21 protein-coding genes are annotated in these 23,747 nt (G+C 67.6%); 6 read left to right on the forward strand and 15 right to left on the reverse strand.

Annotated elements, in window-relative coordinates; translation table 11 throughout:
* The first annotated feature begins 135 nt into the window (after nucleotides 1-135).
* Complete coding sequence (purM, locus tag IB258_RS09050) at nucleotides 136-1,185, forward strand: phosphoribosylformylglycinamidine cyclo-ligase (RefSeq protein ID WP_054457472.1); 1,050 nt, start codon at nucleotides 136-138, stop codon at nucleotides 1,183-1,185.
* A gap of 61 nt (nucleotides 1,186-1,246) precedes the next feature.
* Here the strand turns inward: purM and miaA are convergent, their stop codons facing one another.
* Together miaA and mutL are read right to left on the reverse strand one after the other, a co-directional pair.
* Nucleotides 1,247-2,215 (reverse strand): tRNA (adenosine(37)-N6)-dimethylallyltransferase MiaA, encoded by a 969-nt coding sequence (gene miaA / locus IB258_RS09055; protein WP_192352494.1) that lies wholly within the window; start codon nucleotides 2,213-2,215, stop codon nucleotides 1,247-1,249.
* A gap of 2 nt (nucleotides 2,216-2,217) precedes the next feature.
* Entirely contained in the window at nucleotides 2,218-4,182 is a 1,965-nt protein-coding gene (gene mutL, locus IB258_RS09060; protein ID WP_175213818.1) for a DNA mismatch repair endonuclease MutL, read from the reverse strand.
* 102 nt (nucleotides 4,183-4,284) lie between these two features.
* Here mutL and IB258_RS09065 point away from each other — a divergent pair, with 102 nt between their 5' ends.
* A complete protein-coding gene (locus IB258_RS09065; RefSeq protein ID WP_175163801.1) occupies nucleotides 4,285-4,923 on the forward strand; it encodes a VTT domain-containing protein in 639 nt (212 codons plus the stop codon).
* A 99-nt stretch (nucleotides 4,924-5,022) separates the two neighbouring features.
* Here IB258_RS09065 and IB258_RS09070 read toward each other — a convergent pair whose 3' ends face one another.
* Nucleotides 5,023-6,408, reverse strand: coding sequence for an N-acetylmuramoyl-L-alanine amidase (locus IB258_RS09070; RefSeq protein ID WP_054457465.1), 1,386 nt, complete (start codon nucleotides 6,406-6,408; stop codon nucleotides 5,023-5,025).
* A complete protein-coding gene (tsaE, locus tag IB258_RS09075) occupies nucleotides 6,336-6,875 on the reverse strand; it encodes a tRNA (adenosine(37)-N6)-threonylcarbamoyltransferase complex ATPase subunit type 1 TsaE (RefSeq protein ID WP_054457463.1) in 540 nt (179 codons plus the stop codon). The genes IB258_RS09070 and tsaE overlap by 73 nt, the downstream gene beginning before the upstream one ends.
* Before the next feature lie 163 nt (nucleotides 6,876-7,038).
* On the opposite strand from tsaE, the gene fumC reads away from it, so the two are divergent.
* Nucleotides 7,039-8,433, forward strand: coding sequence for a class II fumarate hydratase (gene fumC, locus IB258_RS09080; RefSeq protein WP_192352495.1), 1,395 nt, complete (start codon nucleotides 7,039-7,041; stop codon nucleotides 8,431-8,433).
* Between the two features lie 69 nt (nucleotides 8,434-8,502).
* On the opposite strand, the gene IB258_RS09085 is transcribed toward fumC, so the two are convergent.
* A complete protein-coding gene (locus IB258_RS09085) occupies nucleotides 8,503-9,402 on the reverse strand; it encodes an AEC family transporter (RefSeq protein ID WP_054457459.1) in 900 nt (299 codons plus the stop codon).
* A 241-nt stretch (nucleotides 9,403-9,643) separates the two neighbouring features.
* Here IB258_RS09085 and IB258_RS09090 point away from each other — a divergent pair, with 241 nt between their 5' ends.
* Nucleotides 9,644-10,636 (forward strand): tripartite tricarboxylate transporter substrate binding protein BugE, encoded by a 993-nt coding sequence (locus tag IB258_RS09090; RefSeq protein ID WP_054457457.1) that lies wholly within the window; start codon nucleotides 9,644-9,646, stop codon nucleotides 10,634-10,636.
* Nucleotides 10,637-10,723: 87 nt separating this feature from the next.
* Here the strand turns inward: IB258_RS09090 and IB258_RS09095 are convergent, their stop codons facing one another.
* Nucleotides 10,724-11,629 (reverse strand): LysR family transcriptional regulator, encoded by a 906-nt coding sequence (locus tag IB258_RS09095; RefSeq protein WP_054457455.1) that lies wholly within the window; start codon nucleotides 11,627-11,629, stop codon nucleotides 10,724-10,726.
* Nucleotides 11,630-11,754: 125 nt separating this feature from the next.
* On the opposite strand from IB258_RS09095, the gene ggt reads away from it, so the two are divergent.
* Nucleotides 11,755-13,512, forward strand: coding sequence for a gamma-glutamyltransferase (ggt, locus tag IB258_RS09100; protein ID WP_119452125.1), 1,758 nt, complete (start codon nucleotides 11,755-11,757; stop codon nucleotides 13,510-13,512).
* 12 nt (nucleotides 13,513-13,524) lie between these two features.
* On the opposite strand, the gene IB258_RS09105 is transcribed toward ggt, so the two are convergent.
* The 3 genes from IB258_RS09105 to IB258_RS09115 are packed head-to-tail and all read right to left on the reverse strand — an operon-like array spanning nucleotide 13,525 to nucleotide 17,395.
* Complete coding sequence (locus IB258_RS09105) at nucleotides 13,525-14,652, reverse strand: CaiB/BaiF CoA-transferase family protein (protein ID WP_192352496.1); 1,128 nt, start codon at nucleotides 14,650-14,652, stop codon at nucleotides 13,525-13,527.
* Nucleotides 14,653-14,663: 11 nt separating this feature from the next.
* The gene (locus tag IB258_RS09110) at nucleotides 14,664-15,647 is read right to left on the reverse strand and encodes a tripartite tricarboxylate transporter substrate binding protein (protein ID WP_192352497.1); all 984 of its coding nucleotides are present in this window, start codon (nucleotides 15,645-15,647) and stop codon (nucleotides 14,664-14,666) included.
* 47 nt (nucleotides 15,648-15,694) lie between these two features.
* Nucleotides 15,695-17,395, reverse strand: a complete 1,701-nt coding sequence (locus tag IB258_RS09115; RefSeq protein WP_192352498.1) for an acyl-CoA dehydrogenase family protein — start codon at nucleotides 17,393-17,395, stop codon at nucleotides 15,695-15,697.
* A 125-nt stretch (nucleotides 17,396-17,520) separates the two neighbouring features.
* Here IB258_RS09115 and IB258_RS09120 point away from each other — a divergent pair, with 125 nt between their 5' ends.
* Nucleotides 17,521-18,468 carry a LysR family transcriptional regulator gene (locus tag IB258_RS09120; RefSeq protein WP_054457446.1) on the forward strand — a complete coding sequence of 316 codons (948 nt, stop codon included), beginning with the start codon at nucleotides 17,521-17,523 and terminating at the stop codon, nucleotides 18,466-18,468.
* Nucleotides 18,469-18,471: 3 nt separating this feature from the next.
* On the opposite strand, the gene purU is transcribed toward IB258_RS09120, so the two are convergent.
* The 6 genes from purU to IB258_RS09150 all read right to left on the reverse strand — a co-directional run bounded on the left by purU (nucleotide 18,472) and on the right by IB258_RS09150 (nucleotide 23,683).
* Entirely contained in the window at nucleotides 18,472-19,326 is an 855-nt protein-coding gene (gene purU, locus IB258_RS09125; protein WP_119452128.1) for a formyltetrahydrofolate deformylase, read from the reverse strand.
* A 79-nt stretch (nucleotides 19,327-19,405) separates the two neighbouring features.
* Complete coding sequence (locus IB258_RS09130; protein ID WP_054457440.1) at nucleotides 19,406-20,515, reverse strand: NAD(P)/FAD-dependent oxidoreductase; 1,110 nt, start codon at nucleotides 20,513-20,515, stop codon at nucleotides 19,406-19,408.
* Nucleotides 20,512-21,036 (reverse strand): flavin reductase family protein, encoded by a 525-nt coding sequence (locus tag IB258_RS09135; RefSeq protein WP_059371570.1) that lies wholly within the window; start codon nucleotides 21,034-21,036, stop codon nucleotides 20,512-20,514. Before IB258_RS09135 ends, IB258_RS09130 begins: the two co-directional genes overlap by 4 nt.
* A gap of 38 nt (nucleotides 21,037-21,074) precedes the next feature.
* Complete coding sequence (gene pdxH, locus IB258_RS09140; RefSeq protein WP_054457438.1) at nucleotides 21,075-21,704, reverse strand: pyridoxamine 5'-phosphate oxidase; 630 nt, start codon at nucleotides 21,702-21,704, stop codon at nucleotides 21,075-21,077.
* A gap of 105 nt (nucleotides 21,705-21,809) precedes the next feature.
* A complete protein-coding gene (locus IB258_RS09145) occupies nucleotides 21,810-22,472 on the reverse strand; it encodes a gamma-glutamylcyclotransferase (RefSeq protein WP_054457436.1) in 663 nt (220 codons plus the stop codon).
* A 2-nt stretch (nucleotides 22,473-22,474) separates the two neighbouring features.
* A complete protein-coding gene (locus tag IB258_RS09150; RefSeq protein WP_119452129.1) occupies nucleotides 22,475-23,683 on the reverse strand; it encodes an MFS transporter in 1,209 nt (402 codons plus the stop codon).
* Between the last annotated feature and the right edge of the window lie 64 nt (nucleotides 23,684-23,747).

Consider the following 23,747-nt stretch of genomic DNA (forward strand, 5'->3'; position numbering starts at 1 on the left):
TGGCCGGGCGAGCCGGCGCGGTCGCCGTCCGGACCGCTTTGGCGGCGCCGATCCCTGCTAGTCCCCGCAACATCGTAAAATGCAGGGCGTTCCACCAAAATCCCAGCAATTGTTACATACCCCACGGCATTTCTCATGACGAATCAACCTACCGCCCCTATGACCTACCGCGATGCCGGTGTCGACATCGACGCAGGCGACGCCCTGGTCGACCGTATCAAACCGCTTGCGGCGCGCACCATGCGTCCCGGGGTGCTGGCCGGTATCGGCGGCTTTGGCGGCCTGTTTGAAGTGCCGAAGTCGTACAAGGAACCCGTGCTGGTCTCGGGCACCGACGGCGTGGGCACCAAGCTGCGCCTGGCGTTCGACTGGAACCGCCACGACACCGTGGGTATCGACCTGGTCGCCATGAGCGTCAACGACATCCTGGTGCAGGGCGCGGAGCCGCTGTTCTTCCTGGACTATTTCGGCTGCGGCAAGCTTTCGGTGGATACGGCGGCGGCCGTGGTGGGCGGCATCGCCAAGGGCTGCGAGCTGTCGGGCTGCGCGCTGATCGGCGGTGAAACCGCCGAAATGCCGGGCATGTATCCGGACGGCGAGTACGACCTGGCCGGCTTCGCGGTGGGAGCGGTGGAAAAGTCCGCCATCATCACCGGCCAGTCGATCAAGACCGGCGACGTGGTGCTGGGCCTGGCTTCCAGCGGTGCGCACTCCAACGGCTATTCGCTGCTGCGCAAGATCCTGGAACGCGCCAACGCCAAGCCCGACGACGATTTCCACGGCCAGCCGATGGTCGACGTGGTCATGGCGCCGACGCGCATCTACGTGAAGCAGGTGCTGGCCGCCCTGGCCAAGCACGGCACCAGCATCAAGGGCCTGGCCCACATCACGGGCGGCGGCTTGCTGGACAACGTGCCGCGCATCCTGCAGCCCGGCCTGTCGGCCAAGCTGCACCGTGCCAACTGGGAAATGCCCAAGCTGTTCCAGTGGCTGCAAGAGCAGGGCCAGGTCGAAGACACCGAGATGTACCGCGTTTTCAACTGCGGCATCGGCATGGTGCTGGTGGTGGATCCGGCGCAGGCCGAAGCCATCGCCGCCACGCTGCGCGAGCAGGGCGAGACCGTCAGCACGCTGGGCGAGATCGTCGAGCAGAAGGAAGGCATGGCGCAAACCTTCGTGGTGTAAGCCACGCTATCTGCAACGAAGAACCGCGCCACGGCGCGGTTTTTTTGTGTCTGGCGCCTGGCTAGGCGCGTCCCGCCAGCGCGACGGCCATCGCGTCTATGGTTTGCGCCACGGCATCCGCCGCCAGGCAGTCGACGATGACGCGCTCGGGCTGCGCGCGCAGCCAGGTGATCTGGCGCTTGGCCAGCTGGCGCGTGGCGGCGATGCCCTGTTCGCGGGCGGTGGCGAGGTCGGCCTCGCCGTCCAGGTGCGCCCACATCTGCCGGTAGCCCACGCAACGGACCGAGGGCAGGCCGGTATGCAGGTCGCCCCTGGCGCGCAGGGCGCGGACTTCGTCGAGCAGGCCGCGGTCCAGCATGGCGTCGAAGCGTTGCTCGATGCGGGCATGCAGCGCGGCGCGGTCGGAAGGCTCCAGGCTGATGGTGAGGTACTGGTTGCCCGTCGCGTCGCGCGGACGCTGGCTGCGCAGCAGCAGGGCCGACATGGGCTGGCCGGACAGCATGCAGATCTCCAGCGCGCGCTGGATGCGCTGGCTGTCGTTGGGCGCCAGGCGTGCGGCAGTGACGGGATCCAGCTGCGCCAGTTCGGCGTGCAGCGCGGGCCAGCCCTGGACGGCGGCGCGCGCTTCCAGCTCGGCGCGCAGCGCCGGATCCGCCTGCGGCAGATCGTCCAGGCCGTCGCGCAGCGCCTTGTAGTACATCATGGTGCCGCCCGCCAGCAGCGGGATGCGTCCGCGTGCGCGGATCTCGTCTATCAGGCGCAGCGCATCGGCGACGAAGTCGGCTGCGGAGTACGACTGGATGGGGTCGAGGATGTCCAGCAGATGCTGCGGCACCTGCGCCTGTTCCTCGGGCGAGGGCTTGGCCGTGCCGATGTCCATGCCGCGATAGATCGTGGCGGAATCGACGTTGACGATTTCCAGCGGCCAGCGCTCGGCCAGCGCCAGGGTGGAGGCGCTCTTGCCGGCCGCGGTGGGGCCGGCCAGGCAGATGACCAGCGGCGTCGCGTTGGGGGAGGAGGACGGCGACAAGCTTATTGTCCGCGCAGGAAGAGCTTGTCCAGGTCGGACACCGACCACTGGATCCAGGTGGGGCGGCCGTGGTTGCACTGGTCGGCGCGTTCGGTTGCTTCCATCTGGCGCAGCAGGCCGTTCATTTCTTCGATGGTGAGCTTGCGGTTGGCGCGCACGGAACCATGGCAGGCCATGGTGGACAGCAGCTCGTTGCGCTGTTCCGTCAGCAGGCGCGACACGCCCACGGCGCCCAGGTCGCGCAGCACGGCGCGGGCCAGCGTTTCGATGTCGCCGCGGGCCAGGATGGCCGGCACCGAGCGCACGGCGATCGAGGTGGGGCCGGAGGGGCGCATTTCGAAGCCGAGTTCGTTCAGCTGCTCTTCGTATTCCTCGACCAGCGCCACGTCCTTTTCCTGGGCATGGAACACCACGGGCACCAGCAGATCCTGGCGCGGCAGGCTGCGCGCGTCCAGGGCTTGCTTGAGCTGTTCGTAGACCACCCGCTCGTGCGCGGCATGCATATCCACCAGCACGATGCCGCGGCGGGTCTGCGCCAGGATGTAGATGCCATGCAGCTGCGCCAGCGCCATGCCCAGCGGATGTTCTTCGTCCGCGGGCAGAGCCGCGACAGGCGCGGGTGCGGGTTCGCGCAGCGGCGCGGTTTTGGCGGCCGAGTCGTCATCCAGCGGGCGGTAGAGCGATTGCCAGTCCGCGGCCGGAATGCCGGCGGGTTCGGCGTGCAGGCGGAACGGCACCTGGGTGTGCGGGCGCTGCGGCGCGGGCGATGGGCGCAAGCCGTAAGACGATGATGATGCGTTGCCGCCGGCGTAGGCGGGCCGGGGCGCGTCCGTCATGGGCCGGGGGCTGCTGGCGGGCGCGTAAGGCGAGGCTTGCGGCGCGGCGTCGGTCGCCGCGGCGGTGGCGGGCCGGGCCACGGTTTCGAACCCGGCGTCGTCCGCGTCGTCGTTTTGCGCCGCGGGGGCTGCGGCGGACGCGCCGCCCGTCTGCGCCAGGGTCTGGCCGACCGCATGGGACACGAAGCGATGCACCGCGCCGCTGTCGCGGAAACGGACCTCATGCTTGGCCGGGTGCACGTTCACGTCCACGGCGGCCGGGTCGATGTCCAGGAACAGCACGTAGGCGGGCTGGCGGTCGCCATGCAGTACGTCCGCGTAGGCGGCGCGCAGGGCGTGGCTGACGGTGCGGTCGCGCACGTAGCGGCCGTTCACGTAGAGATACTGGCGGTCCGCGCGGGCGCGGGCTGCGGTGGGACGGGTGATCATGCCCGCCAGGCTGACCGTGCCGACCGAGTGCGACAGCAGCAGGCCGTGTTCGGCGAATTCCGCGCCCAGCACGTCGCGGATGCGCTGCGGCGGTTCGGCGGGCAGCCATTGGCGCTGCGCGCGGTCGTGATGGAACAGGCGGAAGGCGATCTGCGGATGCGCCAGCGCGATGCGCTCCATGGCGTCGACGCAATGGCCGAACTCGGTGGCCTCGGAGCGCAGGAATTTGCGGCGGGCCGGCACGGCGTCGAACAACTGGCGCACGTCCACCGTGGTGCCCGGAGGACCCGAGGCGGGGCTGACCTGCATGCTGCCTGCATCGATCTGCCAGGCGTGCTCGCCATCGCGGGTGCGGGAAATGATGGTGACCTGGGCCACGGACGCGATCGAGGCCAGCGCTTCGCCGCGGAACCCCATGGATGCCACAGATTCCAGTTCGTTCAAGGAGCGGATCTTGCTGGTGGCGTGGCGCGCCAGCGCCAGCGGCAGCTCTTCGGGCGGAATGCCGCCGCCGTCGTCGGTCACGGCAATGCGGCGTATGCCGCCGCCTTCCAGGCGCACTTCAATGGCGCGTCCGCCCGCGTCGATGGCGTTTTCGAGGATTTCCTTGAGCACGGATGCCGGCCGCTCGATCACCTCGCCGGCGGCGATCTGACTGATCAGCAGGTCGGGAAGCGCAAGAATGGAGCGGCGTTCGGTCATGTGGCTGGCGTTCAGGTATGGCTATGTGGACGATTTTAGCGTCATGGGCGGGTGGGCTATAGTCGCGGACTGATATCCCATTCCGCTGGCAGGGTTGCTTCAATGCTCGAATTCTTCAATATGGTGCTCCACATCGACAAGACGCTCGGCGTCTGGGTCGCGCAGTATGGCGTGTGGGTGTACCTGGTGCTGTTCCTGATCGTTTTTGCGGAGACGGGGCTGGTCGTGCTGCCCTTTCTGCCGGGGGATTCGCTGCTGTTCATCGCGGGCGCGTTCGGCGCGACCGGGCACATCGATCCGTTCCTGATGGGCGGGCTGCTGATCATCGCCGCCATCACCGGCAATACGGTGAACTACTTCATCGGACGCTATATCGGGCCGCGCGTGTTTTCGATGAACCTGCGCTTTCTGGACCGCGGCGCGTTGATGCGCACGCACGCGTTCTATGAAAAGCACGGCGGCAAGACCATCGTCATGTCGCGCTTCATCCCGGTCGTGCGCACTTTCGCGCCCTTTGTCGCGGGCGTGGCCGACATGCCGCAGTCGCGCTTCCAGCTGTTCAACATCCTGGGCGCGCTGCTGTGGGTGGTGAGCCTGGTGGCCGCGGGCTACTTCTTCGGCAACATCCCGCTGGTGCGCGAACACTTGAATACCATCGTGCTGCTGGGGCTGGCCGCCGCCATCGTGCCGGTGATCGGGGCGGGCCTGTTCAAGCTGATCAAGGCCAAACGCGGCGCGTGAAGCGCCGCAGAGCATGCTGCGGCACACGCGTCAAACCAGTGAAAGGGCGTTGCGCCGTGAAGCGCAACGCCCTTTTTCATGCGGCGGCAGACGTCGCCGTCAGCTCACATCGCCCAGCCGCGCCAGCGGCGGGTTGGCGGTGAAGTAACGCTGGATGCCCGTCATCATGGCCTGCGCCAGCTTGTCCTGATGCGAGGTGCTGCGCAGCAGGGCTTCTTCCTGCGGGTTGCTGATGAAGGCGGTTTCGACCAGCACCGAAGGAATGTCCGGTGCTTTCAGGACCGCGAAGCCGGCCTGTTCGACGCTGTTTTTGTGCAGGCGGTTGATCTTCTTGATTTCGTCCAGGAAGGCGCTGCCCACCTTCAGCGAATCGTTGATCTGCGCGGTGGTGGACAGGTCCAGCAGTACCTTGGCCACCTGGCGGTCGTGGCTGCCAAGGTTGACGCCGCCGATCAGGTCGGCCGCGTTTTCCTTGTCCGCCATCCAGCGCGCCTGGGCGCTGGTGGCGCCGCGCTGCGACAGCGCGAACACCGACGAGCCATTGGCCGAAGGCTTGATCCAGGCGTCCGCGTGGATCGAGATGAACAGGTCCGCGTGCACGCGGCGCGCCTTCTGCACGCGCACGTGCAGGGGCACGAAGTAGTCGTCGTCGCGCGTGAGATAGGCGCGCATGTAGGGCTGGCTGTCGATCAGCGCCTTCAGGCGCCGGGCGATGCGCAGCACCACGTCTTTCTCACGCAGGCCGCTGCTGCCGATGGCGCCCGGGTCCTCGCCGCCGTGGCCGGGATCCAGCGCGATGGTGACCATGCGCTGCTTGCCGCGGCTGGCGGTGGCGGGCGGAGGCTTGGGCGCGGTGGGCAGCGGGGGCGCCGGTTGCTGGCCGCGCACGCGCGGCGGCTCGGGCGGATCGGCGCGGGTCACCGGGTTGCGCTGGATGTCTTCCAGGATGCGCGCCAGCGGGTCGTCCACGTCGGGGCCGGTCTGCTTGTTCAGGATCGCGACCAGCGGATCCTGGGCGATCTTCGGATACAGGTCCAGCACCAGACGGTACTGGTAGTCGGCCACGGGCTTGAGCGTGAACACCTGGGGCGCCACGGGCTGCTTCAGGTCGAACACCAGGCGCACCACGTTGGGGCGGTTTTGCGCCACCCGCAGGCTCTGGATGTAGGGGTCGTCAGGCCGGACCTTGGAAACCAGGTCGTTCAGGGCCGCGCTGATGGTCAGTCCCTCGATGTCCACCACCAGGCGGTGGGGGTTTTCAAGCGTGAACTGCTCAGCCTTGAGCTCGCTGTCGAGCTCCAGCGTGACGCGGGTGTATTCGTCGGCCGGCCAAGTGCGCACAGCCAGGATGGTCGCCGCCTGCGCCAGGCGCGGCAGGACCGGCAGGACGAGCAGGGTGGCGGCGACGCTGATCAGGCGGCGCCGGGTGGCGCCTGCCGAGGGGAGGGCGCCGACTGGGGCGGGGGGACAATCGCGTTCAACCATGTTTGTCCTCGAGCGGTGTACGCGGTCAGGGTGGCGTCGCGTCCGTCGCCTGCATAGGCTAGGGAAATCAGCAGGTCGGGAGGGGGCAAAAGGCCCCCGGCCCGCTCCGGCCATTCGATCAAAACGACTGCGTCGTCACGCAGTAAATCCCGGAATCCTGCGTCCAACCATTCTCGCGTATCACTAAATCTATAAAAATCAAGGTGATAGAAGTATAAGTTAGAAACTTTATAGGATTCAAGCAGCGCGTAGCTGGGACTTTTGATCCGTCCCGTGATGCCGCTTTCCCGCAACAGGGCCCGTGTGAAGGCCGTTTTCCCCGCGCCCAGGTCCCCCTGGAGGTGGATATGTCCCCCAGCCGGACCGGCCTGGCCGCCGGAAACCAGGGGGGCGAGCTGACGTGCCAGCGATTCCGTGGCGGCTTCGTCGGGCAGGTGCAAGGTCAGGCTGCAAAGAGGGGCGGACATGGCGCGGGGCGAGTGGTAAAAACGGTGGAGGGAGCACGGATGTTTGCGCAATTATAGGAATGCGGGTTTCTGCTAACCTATAACTGATTGTCATTCTCAACATTCTCGCGGCTGGCGCGCTGCCGTCAGCCGTAATCGACGTCGCCACGGAGTAGCACGCGCCATGAAGACCCGCATTGAAAAAGACACGTTTGGTCCCATCGAAGTCCCTGAGGATCACCTCTGGGGCGCCCAGACCCAGCGTTCGCTGCATTTTTTCGCGATTTCCACCGAGAAGATGCCGGTCCCCCTGGTCGAAGCGATGGCGCGGCTCAAGCGCGCGGCGGCCAAGGTCAATGCCGATCTGGGCGAACTGGATCCGAAGATCGCCGATGGCATCGTCCGCGCCGCCGATGAAGTGATCGCCGGTAAATGGCCCAACGAGTTCCCGCTGTCGGTCTGGCAGACCGGCTCGGGCACGCAAAGCAACATGAACATGAACGAGGTGCTGGCCAACCGCGCTTCGGAACTGATGGGCGGCGTGCGCGGCGAAGAACGCAAGGTCCACCCCAACGACCACGTCAACCGCGGGCAGTCGTCCAACGATACCTTCCCGACCGCCATGCACGTGGCGGCGGCGGTGCAGGTCGAGCATCATCTGCTGCCCTCGCTGAAGGCGCTGCGCGCCACGCTGGCGGCCAAGAGCGCCGAGTTCTACGACATCGTCAAGATCGGCCGCACCCACCTGCAGGACGCCACGCCGTTGACGCTGGGTCAGGAGCTGTCGGGCTACGTGGCCCAGCTGGACTTGGCCGAGCAGCAGATCCGCGCCACCCTGCCTGGCCTGCACCAGCTGGCCATCGGCGGCACGGCCGTGGGCACGGGCCTGAACGCGCACCCGCAGTTCAGCGCCAAGGTTTCCGCCGAACTGGCGCATGCCACCGGCACTGCCTTCGTGTCGGCGCCCAACAAGTTCCAGGGCCTGGCTTCGCACGAAGCGCTGCTGTTCGCGCACGGCGCGCTGAAGTCGCTGGCAGCCGGCCTGATGAAGATCGCCAACGACGTGCGCTGGCTGTCCAGCGGTCCGCGTTCGGGCCTGGGTGAAATCAGCATTCCCGAGAACGAGCCGGGCAGCTCGATCATGCCGGGCAAGGTCAACCCGACGCAATGCGAAGCCATCACGATGCTGGCGGCGCAGGTGCTGGGCAACGACGTGGCCATCAATATCGGCGGCGCCAGCGGCAACTTCGAACTCAACGTGTTCAAGCCGCTGGTGATTCACAACTTCCTGCAATCGGTGCGCCTGCTGACCGACGGCATGGCCAGCTTCAACGAGCATTGCGCCGCCGGCCTCGAACCCAATCGCGAGCGCATCGCCGAACTGGTCGACCGTTCGCTGATGCTGGTGACGGCATTGAATCCGCATATCGGCTACGACAAGGCCGCGCAGATCGCCAAGAAGGCGCACAAGGAAGGCCTGTCGCTGAAGGAGTCGGCGTTGGCGCTGGGCTACGTGACCGAAGCGCAGTTCGCCGAATGGGTGGTGCCGGCTTCCATGACCAACGCGCACAAGTCCTAGTAAGCGGGCCTGTGCGTGCATGAAAAAAGACCGCCGCGGCGGTCTTTTTTCGTTGTCGGGCCTTGCCGCTCAACCTGCGCCGGTGAGCATCAGCCACAGCGGAATCGTCAACGCCGAAAGCAGCGTGCCCAGCGATATCAGCACGGCCACCATGCGGCCGTCGCCGCCCATGCGCATGGCCAGCACATAGGCCGCGGACGCGGTGGGCAGGGCCGCGAACAATAGCAGCATCTGCGATTCCAGCGGCGGCAGCGCCAGCAGATGCGCGATCAGCAGGGCCGCCGCGGGCAGCGCCAGCAGCTTGACCCCGAGCATCCAGGCGATCAGCGCGCCATGGCCCTTGCCGCCTTCCCATGAAAGGCTGGCGCCCACGCACATGATGCCCAGCGCGAGCGCGGCAGCGCCCAGGCGTCCCAGCGCCGTGTCCAGCGGGCCGGGCAGATGCACGCCGGCCAGATTGCAGGCCAGGCCGGCCAGCGTGGAAATGACCAGCGGGTTGCGTGCCAGTTCGCGCAGCAGGTTGCCGCCGCTGTGGCGCGCCAGGCCGTAGACCGCCGCCATGTTGGCCATCGGCACGGCGAACCCGACGATCAGCGCCATGACCGTCTGGCCCTGGGCGCCGCCCAGGCTGGCCGATAAGGCCAGGCCGAGATAGGTGTTGAAGCGGTAGCCGCATTGCGCGGACGAGGCCAGGCTGAGCGGCGATGGCCGCAGCGCCCAGCGCGCCAGCCAGGTCAGCGCGACGCCGGTCGCGATGACGGCTGCGCAGGCCTGCAGCAGCATGGCGGCGTTGCCGGCGGTGATGGGGGTGCGCAGGATGGACTGGAACAGCAGTGCGGGGAGCAGGACGAAGTAAACCAGGCGCTCGGTGCCGGCGAAGAATTCGCGCGAGAAATTCAGTTTGTGACGCAGCGCCCAACCCAGCGCGACCAGCATGAAATCAGGGAAAACCAGAAGGGCAACGGACATGTGAGAGCAGGTATTTGATGCGCGTCAGAAGGGGATCCCGGCGCTATGCGTCTGTAAGCATTTGCTGCTATTCTCCGTCATTCTGGCGGGCGCATGTGCCACAAGCAACCTATAAAAGCAGTGCTCTCCCTGCGCACAGAACTTGCGCCCTCCCGCCGTTCATTGCTGACCTGTCTACAGGCAGGCGCATCACACAACGGTCCGTACACACACGGGCTCGCATATTGGAGGAAACACACCTATGAATAAAGTCCGCTCCCTGGCCGTGGCCATTGCCCTGGCCTCCGGCGTTGCCGGCACCTTTGGCGCCTCCGCCGCCTTCGCTGCCGACAAGTACCCGAGCAAGCCTATCCGCGTGATCGTTCCGTTCGCGCCTGGCGGCTCGACCGACATCATCGCGCGCCTGGTGACGCAGCGCATGAGCCAGGAACTGGGCCAGCCCATGGTTGTGGAAAACAAGGGCGGCGCCGGTGGCGCCATCGGCGCATCCGAAGCCGCGCGCGCCGATGCCGACGGCTACACGCTGTCGATCGCCACCGTGTCGACGATGGCCGTGAACCCCGCTTGCCGCCCCAATGACCTGCCCTACGATCCGATCAAGGACTTCCAGCCGGTCACCAACTTCGCCAACACCGCCAACGTGGTGGCCGTGAACCCGAAGTTCCCCGCCAAGGACTTCAAGGGCTTCCTGGAAGAGCTGAAGAAGAACCCGGGCAAGTACTCCTACGGCAGCTCGGGCACTTGCGGCGTGCTGCACCTGATGGGCGAATCGTTCAAGATGGCCACCGGCACGGACATCGTGCACGTGCCGTACAAGGGTTCGGGCCCGGCCGTGGCTGACGCCGTCGGCGGCCAGATCGAAATCCTGTTCGACAACCTGCCGTCGTCGATGCCGCAGATCCAGGCGGGCAAGCTGCGCGCCATGGCCATCGCGTGGCCGACCCGCATCGATTCGATCAAGGACGTGCCGACCTTCAAGGACGCCGGCTTCCCGGTGCTGAACCAGCCGGTCTGGTACGGTCTGCTGGCGCCCAAGGGCACGCCGATGGAAGTCGTGAACAAGCTGCGCGACGCTGCCGTGGTGGCCCTGAAGGACCCCAAGGTCATCAAGGCGCTGGACGACCAGGGTTCGGCGCCGTCGGGCAACACGCCGGAAGAATTCGCCAAGGAAATCAAAGAGCAGTATGACTGGGCGAAGGACGTCGTGAAGAAGCAGAACATCAAGCTGGATTGATGCCGCGCGGGGCGGGCGCTGCCTGCCCTGTCTGCACGCAATGACGGGCGCCTTCGGGCGCCCGTCTTTTTTTGTGCGCCGGCCGCTTCAGGCCGCGGCGTCGAGTCCGGCCTGCAGCGCTTCGCAGGCGGCGCGCAAGCGTTCGATGAAGTCGCGGTGCAGCGCTGACAGCGGATCCTGGTTGCGCACCATGATGCTGATCGGCACGCGCAGCGCGGGGTCCAGCCGGCGCAGGTTCATGCCGGGACGCAGCATCGCCTGCGCGGTGATGGCGTCCACGATGGCGTCGCCGCAGCCTGCGTCCACCAGCGCGCAGGCCACGTAGTGCGTTTGCACCTGGATGGCGACTTGCGGATCCAGGCCCTGCGCGTCCAATGCCATCTGCAGCAGGGCGCCGGAGGCGTCGGCCGCGTCCAGCACGATCAGCGTGTCGCCCGCCATGGCCGTCAGCTCCGCCAGCGGCAGCGGTCCCGTGCCTTCCTTGCGGCTCAGGTGCACCAGCTCCGTGTGGCCCAGCCCCATGCGGGTCAGGCCCGGATAGTCGTTGGTGTCGAAGGTGATGGCCAGGTCCAGTTCGCGCGTCAGCAGCCCCTGTACGAGTTCGGTGCTGTGATGCGTGTGGATGTCGAAGGTGATGCCGGGCTGCGCCTCCCGGCTGTCGCGCACCACGCCGGGCAGCAGCCCCAGGCCCAGCGCTGGCGCGCAGCCCAGTCGCAGGTGGCCGTTGGGATGGTCGCGCAGGCTGGCGGCCAGCCTGCGCACGCTGTTGAGGTCCTGGTTCAGGCGCGCGACTTCGGGCGTGAGGATCTCGGCTTCGCGCGTGGCGACGAGCCGGCCCTTGACGCGCTCGAACAGCTTGAAGCCCAGCTGCGCCTCGGCGTGCGCCAGGAGCTTGCTGGCCGCGGGCTGCGAGATATGCAGCGCGGCGGCGGCCTCGGTCAGGGATCCGGTACGGCGGATCGCTTCGAAAATCTCGATGTGGCGCAAACGCATGGCACGGTGGGGACGGTGGGCGGAAACCGCGATTCTAAGCCGGATGCGGCTGGCGTCGCGACAGCCGCGGGCGCCTTGACTATCATGAACCCCTGCCGGAAAGCCGGCGCACACTGGAGCTTCCCATGCGCGCACCCCGCCACGCCGCCGCCCTCATGCTTGCCGCCGCGCTTGCCGCCATGCCCGCGGCCTGGGCCCGCACGCCGCAGGCCGCCGAGGACCTGAACCCCGAGGCCGCCAGCGGCATACAGACGCGCCAACTGGTGCGTGCGCCGCATTTCATGATGGCATCGGCCAATCCGCTGGCGACGCAGGCGGGCGACGAGATGCTGCGCCGGGGCGGCAGCGCGGTGGACGCCGCCATCGCCGCCCAACTGGTCCTGAACCTGGTGGAGCCGCAATCGTCGGGCATCGGCGGCGGCGCCTTCATGGTGGTGTATTCGGCCAAGAGCGGCCGTATCCAGACCTACGACAGCCGCGAGACCGCGCCCGCCGCGGCCCAGCCGCAACGTTTCCTGGATGCGGACGGCAAGCCGGTGCCTTTCGCCCGCGCGGTGAACAGCGGCTTGGCGGTGGGCGTGCCGGGCTTGCTGCGAGGCTTGGAGCTGGCGCACAAGGAGCAGGGCGCGCTGCCCTGGGCCGACTTGTTCCAGCCCGCGATCCGGCTGGCCGAACAAGGCTTTGCCGTGTCGCCGCGCTTGCATAAGCTTTTGGCCGGCAACAAGGAACTGCGCACGCAAGCCGCGGCCGCAGCCTACTTCTACGCGCCGGACGGCGCTCCCTGGCCGGTGGGCCACGTGCTGAAGAACCCGGAATTTGCGCGCACGCTGCGCGCGGTGGCGGAGCAAGGCGCGGACGCGTTCTACCAGGGCGACATCGCCCGGGATATCGTCGCCGCCGTGCGCGGCCACGCCGTACCCGGCGACCTGACCCTGGCCGACCTGGCGGGCTATCGCGCCAAGACGCGCGATCCCGTCTGCGGCGCCTATCGCGGCTACCAGCTGTGCGGCATGGGGCCGCCCAGCAGCGGCCCGATCGCGGTGCTGCAGATGTTGGGCGAACTGGAGCAGTTCCCCCTCGCCCGCTACAAGCCGGGCAGCCTGGAGGCGGTGCATTACTTTTCGGAAGCTGGCCGGCTGGCGTTCGCCGACCGCGATTTCTACGTGGCCGATCCGGACTTCGTGCGGGTGCCGGTGCGCGCCATGCTGGACCCCGCCTATCTGCGCGCGCGCGGCGCGCTGATCCAGCCGGACCGCAGCATGAAGGTGGCGCTGCCCGGCGATCCGGAAGGCAAGCTGCTGTCGCTGGGCAAGGACGACGCGTGGGCGCTGCCCTCGACCAGCCATCTGGTGGCGGTGGACGCCCAGGGCAATGCCTTGAGCATGACGACCACCATCGAAAACGAGTTCGGCAGCAAGATCTTCGTGCGCGGCTTCCTGCTGAACAACGAGATGACGGATTTTTCCTCGTCCTACAAGGATCCCGAGGGCCGCCTCGTCGCCAACCGCATCGAACCGGGCAAGCGCCCGCGCAGCTCGATGGCGCCGATGATCGTGCTGCGCGATGGCAAGCCCTATCTGCTGGTGGGGTCGCCGGGCGGTAGCGCCATCATCAACTATGTGGCCAAGACCATTGTGGGCGTGCTGGACTGGGGCCTGGACATCCAGGCGGCCATCGACCTGCCGAACATGGGCAGCCGCAACAAGGAGACCGAGCTGGAGAAGGGCACCGCGCTGGAGGCGCTGGCGCCAGAGCTTGAGCGCATGGGGCATCCGGTGCGCATCACCGAATTCCCCAGCGGCATCCACGGCATCGTGATCGATGCTGGCGGCCTGCAGGGCGGCGCCGATCCGCGCCGCGAAGGCGTGGCCCAGGGCGGCTGAGGCCGCGCGGGCCTATTCGCCGGCGTCGGCGGGACGCAGCGTCGGCGGCAGCTTGCGCAACGTGGCTGGCGTGCGCGACAGCTTGATCGGCGAACCCACGCCGCGATAGTCGCCTTGCTCCAGCACCATGCCGCGATGGCGGGTATGCGGATGCGCCAAGGCCTGGTCCACGGTCTGTACGGCGGCGGCGGGGACGCCGCCACGCAGCAGACGGTCGGCCAGCGCAGCGGCGTCGTGGCCCGCCAGCAGCGCGGACAGGTCGTCGCGCAAGGATGAGCGGTTGCGCAGGCGGTCGGCGTTGGTGGCGTAGCGCGCATCGTCCGCCAATCCTGGCGCTTCCAAAGCCTGAGCCAGCTGCGCGAACTGGCGGTTGTTGCCGACCGCGAGAAAGATCGGGCCGCTGGCCGTGGGCAGCGTTTCGTAGGGCGCGATGTTCGGGTGCGCGTTGCCGCTGCGCGCGGGCACCTTGCCGCTGTAGAAGTAATTGGGCGCGTGCGGATGCAGCAGCGACAGGGCGCAGTCGTACAGCGTGATGTCCAGGAACTGTCCCAGGCCGCTGCGGGTACGCTCATTGAGCGCCAGCAGGATGGCCACGGCCGCGTTCAGGCCGGTCACCATGTCCACCACCGGCAGTCCGACCCGGGTGGCTTCGCCGTCCGCATCGCCGTTCACGCTCATCAGGCCGCACATGGCCTGGGCGCAGGCGTCGTAGCCGGGCAGGCCGCCCAGCGGACCGTCCGCGCCGAAGCCGCTGACCCGGCAATGGATCAAAGCGGGGAAGTCGCGGCTCAGCGTGTCGTATCCCAGGCCCCATTTCTCCAGCGTGCCGGGCTTGAAGTTCTCCACCAGCACATCGGCGTTGGCCAGCAGATGGCGCAGCAATTCCTGCCCAGCGGGCTGCGACAGGTCCAGCGTCATGCCGTCCTTGTTGCGGTTCACGCCGATGAAGTAGGACGCCGTATCGCCCAGGAAGGGCGGCCCCCAGCCGCGCGTCTCGTCGCCGCCGGGAGGCTCGATCTTCAGCACGTCGGCGCCGTGGTCGGCCAGGATCTGCGTGCAATAGGGGCCGCCCAGCACGCGCGACAGGTCTATCACTTTGCAGCCGGCGAGCGCGCCGGCGTTGGGCAGGGTTGCAGCCATGTGGGGTCCGTTCAGTCGATGGAAACGTGGGCGCTCTTGATGAGGTCGCGCCATTTGGGCACTTCGGCCGAGATGAAGGTCGCCAGGCCCTGCGGCGTCTGGTCCTGGGCTTCGACGATGCCCTGGCTGCGCAGCGTCTGCGCGACCTCGGAATCGGACAGCGCGGTCTTGAAGGCGCGGTTCAGCGTGTCCACTACGTCAGCCGGCGTGCCCTTGGGCGCGACGATGCCGAAGAAGACGCTGACGTCGTAGCCCTTGAGTCCCTGCTCGGAAAGCGTCGGCAGGTCGGGCAGCGCATCCGAGCGCTGGGCGCTGGCCAGGCCGATGGCGCGCAGCTTGCCCGCCTTGATGTAGGGCAGCGCGGTGAGGATGTCGGTGAACGACATCGACACCTGCCCGCCCAGCAGGTCATTGAGGGCCGGTCCCGTGCCTTTGTAGGGGATGTGCATGATCTGGGTGCCGGCCATATTGTTGAAGAGAATGCCGGCCAGGTGCGACGAGGCGCCGTTGCCCGACGAGGCGTAGCTCAGCTTTTCCGGATTCTTCTTGGCGTAGGCGATCAGTTCCTGCGCATTGTTGGCGGGCACTGACGGGTTCACCACCAGGATGTTGGGCAGGTGGCCGATGCGGATGATGGGCGCGAAGCTGGTCTCGGGGTTGTAGCCCTGCTTCTTGTACAGGCTGACGTTGATCGCCAGCGGCCCCGAGGTGCCGAACAGCAGGGTGTAGCCGTCCGGCTTGGCGGTCGCCACGTACTCGGAGCCGATGTTGCCGCCGGCGCCTGCGCGGTTTTCGACGATGACGTTCTGGTTGAGCGGTTGCCGCAGCTTGTCGGCCAGCCTGCGCGCCAGGGCGTCGGTGGGACCGCCCGGCGGGAAGGGCACGATCAGCGTCACGGGCCGGGCCGAGGGATAGGCGTCCGCGGCCAGCGCGGGTGCGGCGGGGGCGATGGCGGCGGCAGCCGCCAGCAGCAAAGGGGCGAAGGTTCGGTTCATGCTTGTCTCCAGTGGTTGCGCGCCGGCTGTGCCGCCGGCGTCGGTTCTTACAGCGCGTATTGCAGGATGGCGCGGCACGCCGTGCTTTCGTCGGCCGGGATGGCATAAGGATCGCGCGGGCCCAGGCGATGCCGCAGCACCTGGTCGGCCAGCAGCGCGCGGCTTTCCAGGCCGGGTTCGGTGGCTTCCCAGCGCAGGGCAGCCATGGAAACCGCGTGGTACAGCAGCGAAGCCGCCTGGCGCGCCAGCTCGGGGCGGTCGGCCTGCGCGGCGTGTTCGGCCAGGGCATAGGTCTGCTCCAGCGCGCGCGCCTGCATGTCGGCCAGTTCGGGCGGGCAGGGGCGGCCTGCGGCCAGCAGGCCGTCGATATGGCTGCGCAGCGCCGGCAGCGAGTTTTCCCGGGTGATGGCGCGCAGCACGTCCAGCGCCACGATGTTGCTGGTGCCTTCCCAGATGGAGCCCAGGTGGGCGTCGCGCACCAGACGCGGTTCGGTCCATTCCTCGATGTAGCCGCAGCCGCCGCGCACTTCCATGGCGTCGCCGGTCACTTTGCGCGCATCGCGGCAGGCGCGGAACTTGATCAGCGGCGTGAGGATGCGCGCCAGCGCCGGATCGGCCGCGCCCTGGTCCGCGTCGGCCAGCGCACGCGCCGTCTGGAACATCACGCTGCGGGCCTGTTCGGCCCAGACCGTCATCTTGACCAACTGGCGCTGCATCAGCGGCATGTCGATCAGGCGCTTGCCGAAGGCGCGCCGGTGCTGCGAGACATAGACCGCCTCGGTCACGGCGCGGCGCATCAGGCCGGCGGCGCGCATGCCGTTGGACAGGCGCGAATTATTGATCATGTCGGCCATGTGCTTGAAGCCGCGGCCGCGCTCGCCCACCAGCCAGGCCACCGCGCCTTCCAGGCGGATCTCGCCGCTGGCCATCGAGCGCGTGCCCAGCTTGTCCTTCAGGCGCAGGATGCGGTAGTGGTTGTGCGTGCCGTCGGCCAGGTCGCGCGGCAGCAGGAACAGCGATACGCCCTTCAGGCCGGCCTGGGCTTCGCTGCGCGCCAGCACCATGGCGTAGCCTGCGTCCGGATTGGAGCAGAACCATTTGTCGCCGTGGATGAGCCAGGTGCCGTCGTCCTGCGCCGTGGCGGTCACTTCGGTGGCGCTGACGTCGGACCCGGCGCCCTGTTCGGTCATGAACATGGCGCCCTGGCGCAGCGCATCGAAATCCTGCGAGGTCACTTCGGGCAGGACTCGCTCGACCAGTTCCGGGTCGCCGAACTTGCGCAGGGTGCGAGCCAGCGAGTCGGTCATGCTGACCGGGCAGCACAGGCCGAACTCCGCCTGCACGAACAGATGGCTGAGCGCGTACTTGGCGGCCGCGGGCATGGGTTCGGGCCAACCCAGGACGCCGCCGCGGTGCGACAGCGCCGCCAGGCCGAATTCGCTGTAGGCCAGGCGCTCCAGTTCGACGTAGGCCGGATGCTTGTCGATGCGGGACTCGTCGGCGCCGGCGCGGCTGCGCACGGACAGCGTGGGCGGGTGCTTGTCGGCGGTGGCGGCCAGTTCGTCCATGACGCCGCCTGCCAGCGCGCCCAGCCGTTCCAGGTGGGGCAGCAGGTGGGCGTGCAGCGCGGGCGGCAGGTAGCGCCGGCTGAGCGCCTCGGCGTAAGGGTCCGCGCTGAACAGGTTTTGTCCGCGCGAATCCGGAACGGGCGTGGCGGCGGTGGGCGCGGTCTTGACGGGGGTATCCATGGCGGCATCCTGCTGAAGACGGGAACGATGCCTGTGATGGTGCTTGCATGGATTAATCTATACAAATACTGTTTGTGTGTAGAACAATCCAAAAAAAGTATGGATTGCAGTCCCAGGGGAGACAAATGGACCTGGATCCGCGCCTGTTGCGCTATTTCATTGCCGTGGCCGAAGAACGCCACTTCAGCCGCGCGGCCACGCGGCTGCACATTTCCCAGCCGCCGCTCAGCTACGCCATCCGCCAACTGGAGGACAACGTCGGCGCGCGCCTGCTGACCCGCACCAGCCGCCACGTCGAGCTGACCGACGCCGGCCAGGTGCTGTACCGGGAAGCCCTGACGTTGCTGCGCCAGGCGGAAGAGGTGCGCACGCTGGTGCAGCGCGTGGACGCGGGCCTGCGCGGCCGGCTGCGCATCGGCTTCGTCGGTTCCATGCTGTACCGCGGCCTGCCGGCGCTGCTCAACGCCATGCGCGCCGAGCTGCCTGACGTGGAACATGTGCTGACCGAATTGAATTCCCATGACCAGATCGAGGCCGTGCGCCGCGGCGAGCAGGATCTGGGCTTCATCCATGCCAATCCGGTGCCGCCAGGCGTGCTGGCGCGCGACTTGATGGCCGAGCCTTTCGTGGTGTGCCTGCCGCAGGCGCATCCCCTGGCCGGCCGGGAATCCCTGCGGTTGGCGGAATTGGCCGCGGACGACTTCGTGTTCTTCGCCCGGGCCGCTTCGCCCAGTTATTACGAGACGGTGCTGTCCATGTGCGTGTCGGCGGGCTTCATGCCCGTGATCCGGCACGAGGTCAGGCACTGGCTGAGCGTGGCGTCGCTGGTGTCGCAGGGGTTGGGCGTGTCCATCGTGCCGGCCTGCCTGTCGCGCAGCGGGCTGGCGGGGACGCGCTTCATTGCCTTCGAGCACGCGGCCCGCTCGGTCAGCCAGATGATCTGGCCCGAGGCTGCGCGTTCGCCGCTGCAGGAAAAGGCGGTGGAAATGGCGGCGCGCCAGTTCCCGCTGGGGGCAGGCGCGCCCGAGGATCCGCCGCCAGGCGAATCCGCCGGACGGCGATCCGCAAGCTGAGGATCAGCGGAAGACGACGGTCTTGTTGCGGTTGAGCAGGATGCGGTGCTCGACGTGGCTGCGCACGGCGCGCGACAGCACCAGGGATTCGATGTCGCTGCCGACCTGGGTCAGGTCCTGGGCGGTCATCGTGTGGTCCACGCGTTCGATGTCCTGGTCGATGATGGGGCCTTCGTCCAGGTCCGAGGTCACGTAGTGGGCGGTGGCGCCGATGATCTTGACGCCGCGCGCATGCGCCTGGTGGTAGGGGCGGGCGCCCTTGAAGCTGGGCAGGAAGCTGTGGTGGATGTTGATGGCGCGGCCGTTCAGCGCGCGGCACATGTCTTCCGACAGGATCTGCATATAGCGGGCCAGCACCACAAGGTCGATGCCTTCCTGATCGACCAGGGCCAGCACCTGCTTTTCCTGTTCCGCCTTGGTGTCGGCGGTGACCGGCAGGTGGTGGAACGGGATGCCGTAGGACGCCGCCAGGCTGGCGTAGTCGTTGTGGTTCGAGACGATGGCGGCAACTTCGGCGTGCAGATGGCCGCTGTGCACGCGGAACAGCAGGTCGTTCAGGCAGTGGCCCTGCTTGCTGACCATGATCAGCAGGCGTTCCTTGCGGCGGGCGTCATGCAGCTTCAGCTCCATGCCGTATTCCGCCGACATCCCGTCCAGCCGCGCCCGCAGGTCGCTGGCGGCTACGCCCGCCGGGACGTCGAAGTGCACCCGCAGGAAGAAGCGCCCGGTCTCTTCGTCGCCGAACTGCTGCGAATCCAGGATGTTGCAGCCCAATTCGAACAACAGGCCGCTGACGCGGTACACGATGCCCGTGCGGTCGGGGCAGGACAGGGTCAGGATGTAGTCGTTGTGCTGCATGGTTCAGGGAGAGGAGAAAAAGGAGAAGAGGTGACAGTATTTGTTGATGCCGCCACGCGCGGCATGCGCGGCGTGGGGATCATCCGTTCAGACGGGCCAGGGTCTCTTCGGCCAGGGCCAGGCTGGAGGTCAGCCCCGGGGATTCTATGCCGAACAGGTTCACCAGGCCGGGCACGCCATGCGCGGCCGGGCCGGCGATGACGAAATCGGCCGCGGGCTCGTGGGGGCCGGAGATCTTGGGGCGGATGCCGGTGTAGCCGGGCGCTAGCGCGTCATCGGGCAGGGCCGGCCAATAGCTGCGCACGGCCTCGTAGAAGACGTCGGCGCGGGCCGGGTCCAGCGTGTAGTCCTCGGTTTCGACCCATTCGGTGTCGGGGCCGAACTTGGCCTGGCCGCCCAGATCCAGCGTCAGATGCACGCCCAGGCCGGCATGCTGCGGCACAGGGTAGATCAGGCGCGAGAACGGCGCGCGGCCGGACAGCGTGAAATAGCTGCCCTTGCACAGGTAATCCTTGGGGATGTTGGACGCGGGCAGACCGTCGATGCGGCGCGCCAGCGCCGGCGCGTGCAGGCCGGCTGAATTGATCAGCACGTTGCAGCTCAGGGTCATGGCGTCGTCGCCGCCGAATTGCAGCTCGAAGCCGCCTTCGGGGCGGACCCGGCCGGACACCAGCGGCGTGTGGAAGACGCACTGGGCGCCGGCGTTTTCGGCGTCGCCCTGGAACGAGAGCATCAGCGCATGGCTGTCGACGATGCCGGTGGACGGCGAGGACAGCGCCGCGGTGCAGCGCAGCGCGGGCTCCAGGCGCATGGCGTCCTCGCCGGAAATGAACTGCAGGTCGTCCACGCCGTTGGCGCGGGCGCGCTGGGCAATGCCCTCCAGCTGCGCGGCCTGTTCCGTCGTGGTGGCGACGATGAGCTTGCCGAGCCGCTTGTAGGGCACGCCGCGCTCGGCGCAATAGGAGTAAAGCAGGTGCTTGCCGCGCACGCAGAGCCGGGCCTTGAGGCTGCCCGCCGGGTAGTAGATGCCGGCGTGTATGACTTCGGAGTTGCGCGAACTGGTGCCGGTACCGATCGCCTCGGTGGCTTCCGCCACCAGCACCTCGCGTCCGGACTGGGCCAGCGCGCGCGCGATCGCCAGGCCCACCACGCCCGCGCCGATGACGACGCAATCCACATCCACGCTCATGGCGTTTTCCTTTCCGAACGGGCGCCAGCCGGGGTCAGGTCGAAACCGCCGGCATGGAAGACCAGCGGCGGCTCGCCGCTATGGCCGCAGCGCTCCACTTCGCCCACCATGATGACATGGTCGCCCTCGACGTAGCGGCTGCGGTTGTGGCATTCGAACCAGGCGGCGCAGTGGCCGTCCAGCATGGGCGTGCCGCCCGGCGCGTGATGCACCGTGAGGCCTGCGTAGCGGTCCGGCGTCTTGCCGGTGGCGAAGCGGCGCGCCAGCGCGATCTGCTCCGCGCCCAATACGTTGACGACGTAGCGCTCGCACTGCTCGAAGGCGGCCAGCGACGACGAACTGCGCGACAGGCTCCACAGCACCAGTGGCGGGTTCAGCGACACGGAGTTGAAGGAGCTGACCGTCAGGCCGATGGGCGCGCCATCGGGGTCGGCGGTCGTCACGACGGTCACGCCCGTGGCGTAACGGCCCAGCGCGGTGCGGAAAAAGGCGGCGTCAAAATCAGGGGAGGAGGCGGTCATGCAATCGTTAATTGGGGGCGGGCGCGCGGCGCCCGGCATCAAGGCGACAGGCGTTCGATCTTCCAGGCCTGGCCGTCGGCGACATAGCGCAGGCGGTCATGCAGGCGCGAGGGCCGGCCTTGCCAGAATTCGAAGGCGGTGGGCTTCAGGCGGTAGCCGCCCCAGTGCGGCGGGCGCGGCGGCTGTTCGCCGAAGCGCTCGCGGAATTCCCGTTCGCGGGCTTCCAGCTCTTCACGGGTGATGGGCTGGCTCTGGCGCGAGGCCCAGGCGCCGATGCGCGAACCGGCGGGGCGGCTGTGGTAGTAGGCGTCCGACTCGTCGCCGGCCACTTTTTCGACCACGCCTTCGATGCGGACCTGGCGCTCCAGTGGCTGCCAGAAGAACAGCAGGCTGGCGCGCGGCTCGGCCTGCAGGTCCAGGCCCTTGCGGGATTCGTAATTGGTGAAGAACGTGAACCCGCGCTCATCGAAGCCCTTGATCAGGACGATGCGCGCGCTGGGCTGGCCGCTGGCGTCCACCGTGGCCAGGGTCATGGCGTTGGGTTCGGGGACCTTGGCGGCCAGGGCCTCGTCGAACCAGCGGGTGAACTGCTCGAACGGGGAGGCGGCGGCCTGGCCTTCGAGCAGCACGTTCTTGTCGTAGCTTTGACGCAGATCAGAGACGGACATGGGGCTAGTAGTTCAGCGTTGATAACAAGGAGTTTATACCGCCTGGGAGGCGGTACCCTCATTGACCCCGCTCAGGGCGCAGGCAAGATTTCCCGAGGCCGGGCCTCAGGCGCCTTCCGGCAGGGTGTGCCCGTCCAGCTCCAGCCGGCGCGCGATGGCGTCCAGGCGGGCGTCATGGATGCCGGCGGCGCGCAGCGCCTGGGCGGTCTGCACCACGTATTCGGTGCAGGGGCCGTAGCGTCCGGCGGCGCGGCGCACGATGGCCAGCAGCTCGGGTTCGGGCAGGGCGCGGATGTAGGCCGGATTGTCCCGGTTCATGATGAAGACCAGCGCCCGCACGGTGCCGGTATCGGTGGCGCAGTTGATCCAGCGGGGCAGATAGGCGCCAGTGGACATCTCGCGCTCCCAGAGCGCGGGGAAATAGGTCGGCACCTGGTCGCCCGCCAGGCGGTAGACCACCCCGCGGCAGGAGCCTCCCCGGTCCAGGCCGAATACCAGACCCGGGCATTCCGGGGTGCCGCGGTTGACCCGCGACCACAGGCACAGCGCCCGGTGGTGGCCGCGCAGCGTTGCCAGCCGGCGCTCCACGAAGTCGAAGTCGGGCCGCCAGATCAGGGAGCCGTAGCCGTAGACCCACACGTCTTCGCCCGATTGCCAGTGGCGCAGCGCCTCGTCCAGTGATTCCTGCCGCTCTTGCGCAGTCCAAAGACGAAAGGGCAGGCTGGCGCCGGAATTGCCGGCGGCGGGAGGAGAGGACTGCATGTTCACGGCTACGCTTTGCGTTCAGATTCGATCGGGGGATTGCGGTTGGCCCAGCCTCCGGCCATCAGGGCCACGGAGTACGCCCAGAAGAGGGGGGCAACGCCAATTACCGCACCGAGCGCGCCGAAGGTCAACGGCAGGGACACCTGCGAGCCGTTGATCAGGGCCATCCGCAGGCCCACGGCCTCGGCGGCGCGGCCCGGCGGCGAATGCTGGTGCAGCAGGGAAAGCATACTCGGCTGACAGCAGCCCAGGGCCAGACCAAGGATGAAAGACAGCACGATCAGGACGTTAACGTCGGTGAACAGCGGGTAAAGCATGAAATCAATGGCGGCTGTCGCCATCGCTACCCGTACCAGCGTCCAGGACCGCACACGGCGCTGGATGAAGGGCAATATCAGGCGGATAACGAAAGTAGCCGCCGCGAAGGACGCAAGAATGACGCCAATGGTGGTAGCCGACAGGCCGATGGCGACGCCGAAAATGGGCACGACGAACAAATGGGTGTCCCACGCGCCGGACAAAATCGTGTTGACCATCAGGATGCGGCGCAATGCCGGCACTTCCAGCAATTCAGTAACGCGCCGCTTTTCAGCCTCTTTTTTACCTGACAGCTGCGAATCCACCGCCTTCAATTGGTGACGCAAGACATAAAGGCCGCCCGCCGAAAGCAACGGACCCAAGGTCAGCAGGCCGAAGGCCAGACGCGTCCCCAGATGGTCGATCGCCAGCCCGGCGATCAGCGGGCCCGAGAATCCGGACCCCGCCAGCGCCAGCGACATAAAGGAGAAATTGCGCAGCCGTTGAGCCGGTTCCGCGTGGCCCAGCAGGTCTTGCGTGGCGACCTGATGCAACATGAAGCCGATGCCGATGCAACAGGAGGCTATCAGCAGGGCGAACTGGGTCTGTGAGATGAAGGGCAGCGCGGTGCCCGAGGCGACCAGGGCCGTGCCGATGACCAGCGGCCGCACAATGCCGACCCGGTCGACCCAGCGGCCGGCGCGCACAGAGAACAGCATGGGCAGCACCGCGAACACCGCGACCAGCGTGCCCACCTTGAAGGTCGACAGCCCCATCTGCAGCGCGGTGAGGGAAACCGTGATCCGTCCCCCAGTGAGCGCCACGTGATTCATCATGGCCAGCAGGCACAAAAGCACCGCCCCGGAAAATTCTGGGGAACTGGGTGACGAAGAGGGGGATCTATGAGAAGTGGACACGGATACGGCGTAACTGCGTTCATTCTGGCCATATCGTCGCCCTATGTCGAGGCGCTGCTGTTTT

Source organism: Achromobacter sp. ACM02, from assembly GCF_014851605.1.
Lineage (GTDB): Bacteria > Pseudomonadota > Gammaproteobacteria > Burkholderiales > Burkholderiaceae_B > Achromobacter > Achromobacter aegrifaciens.

What these genes read in the sequence shown, in the direction of transcription:
- IB258_RS09110 (WP_192352497.1), bottom strand. Translation starts at nt 15,647, where the DNA reads ATGAACCGAACCTTCGCCCCTTTGCTGCTGGCGGCTGCCGCCGCCATC.
- purU (WP_119452128.1), bottom strand. Translation starts at nt 19,326, where the DNA reads ATGCAGCACAACGACTACATCCTGACCCTGTCCTGCCCCGACCGCACG.
- IB258_RS09095 (WP_054457455.1), bottom strand. Translation starts at nt 11,629, where the DNA reads ATGCGTTTGCGCCACATCGAGATTTTCGAAGCGATCCGCCGTACCGGA.
- IB258_RS09135 (WP_059371570.1), bottom strand. Translation starts at nt 21,036, where the DNA reads ATGACCGCCTCCTCCCCTGATTTTGACGCCGCCTTTTTCCGCACCGCG.
- IB258_RS09065 (WP_175163801.1), top strand. Translation starts at nt 4,285, where the DNA reads ATGCTCGAATTCTTCAATATGGTGCTCCACATCGACAAGACGCTCGGC.
- IB258_RS09090 (WP_054457457.1), top strand. Translation starts at nt 9,644, where the DNA reads ATGAATAAAGTCCGCTCCCTGGCCGTGGCCATTGCCCTGGCCTCCGGC.
- tsaE (WP_054457463.1), bottom strand. Translation starts at nt 6,875, where the DNA reads ATGTCCGCCCCTCTTTGCAGCCTGACCTTGCACCTGCCCGACGAAGCC.
- IB258_RS09070 (WP_054457465.1), bottom strand. Translation starts at nt 6,408, where the DNA reads ATGGTTGAACGCGATTGTCCCCCCGCCCCAGTCGGCGCCCTCCCCTCG.
- IB258_RS09115 (WP_192352498.1), bottom strand. Translation starts at nt 17,395, where the DNA reads ATGGATACCCCCGTCAAGACCGCGCCCACCGCCGCCACGCCCGTTCCG.
- purM (WP_054457472.1), top strand. Translation starts at nt 136, where the DNA reads ATGACGAATCAACCTACCGCCCCTATGACCTACCGCGATGCCGGTGTC.
- IB258_RS09120 (WP_054457446.1), top strand. Translation starts at nt 17,521, where the DNA reads ATGGACCTGGATCCGCGCCTGTTGCGCTATTTCATTGCCGTGGCCGAA.
- ggt (WP_119452125.1), top strand. Translation starts at nt 11,755, where the DNA reads ATGCGCGCACCCCGCCACGCCGCCGCCCTCATGCTTGCCGCCGCGCTT.
- mutL (WP_175213818.1), bottom strand. Translation starts at nt 4,182, where the DNA reads ATGACCGAACGCCGCTCCATTCTTGCGCTTCCCGACCTGCTGATCAGT.
- pdxH (WP_054457438.1), bottom strand. Translation starts at nt 21,704, where the DNA reads ATGTCCGTCTCTGATCTGCGTCAAAGCTACGACAAGAACGTGCTGCTC.
- IB258_RS09130 (WP_054457440.1), bottom strand. Translation starts at nt 20,515, where the DNA reads ATGAGCGTGGATGTGGATTGCGTCGTCATCGGCGCGGGCGTGGTGGGC.
- IB258_RS09085 (WP_054457459.1), bottom strand. Translation starts at nt 9,402, where the DNA reads ATGTCCGTTGCCCTTCTGGTTTTCCCTGATTTCATGCTGGTCGCGCTG.
- fumC (WP_192352495.1), top strand. Translation starts at nt 7,039, where the DNA reads ATGAAGACCCGCATTGAAAAAGACACGTTTGGTCCCATCGAAGTCCCT.
- IB258_RS09105 (WP_192352496.1), bottom strand. Translation starts at nt 14,652, where the DNA reads ATGGCTGCAACCCTGCCCAACGCCGGCGCGCTCGCCGGCTGCAAAGTG.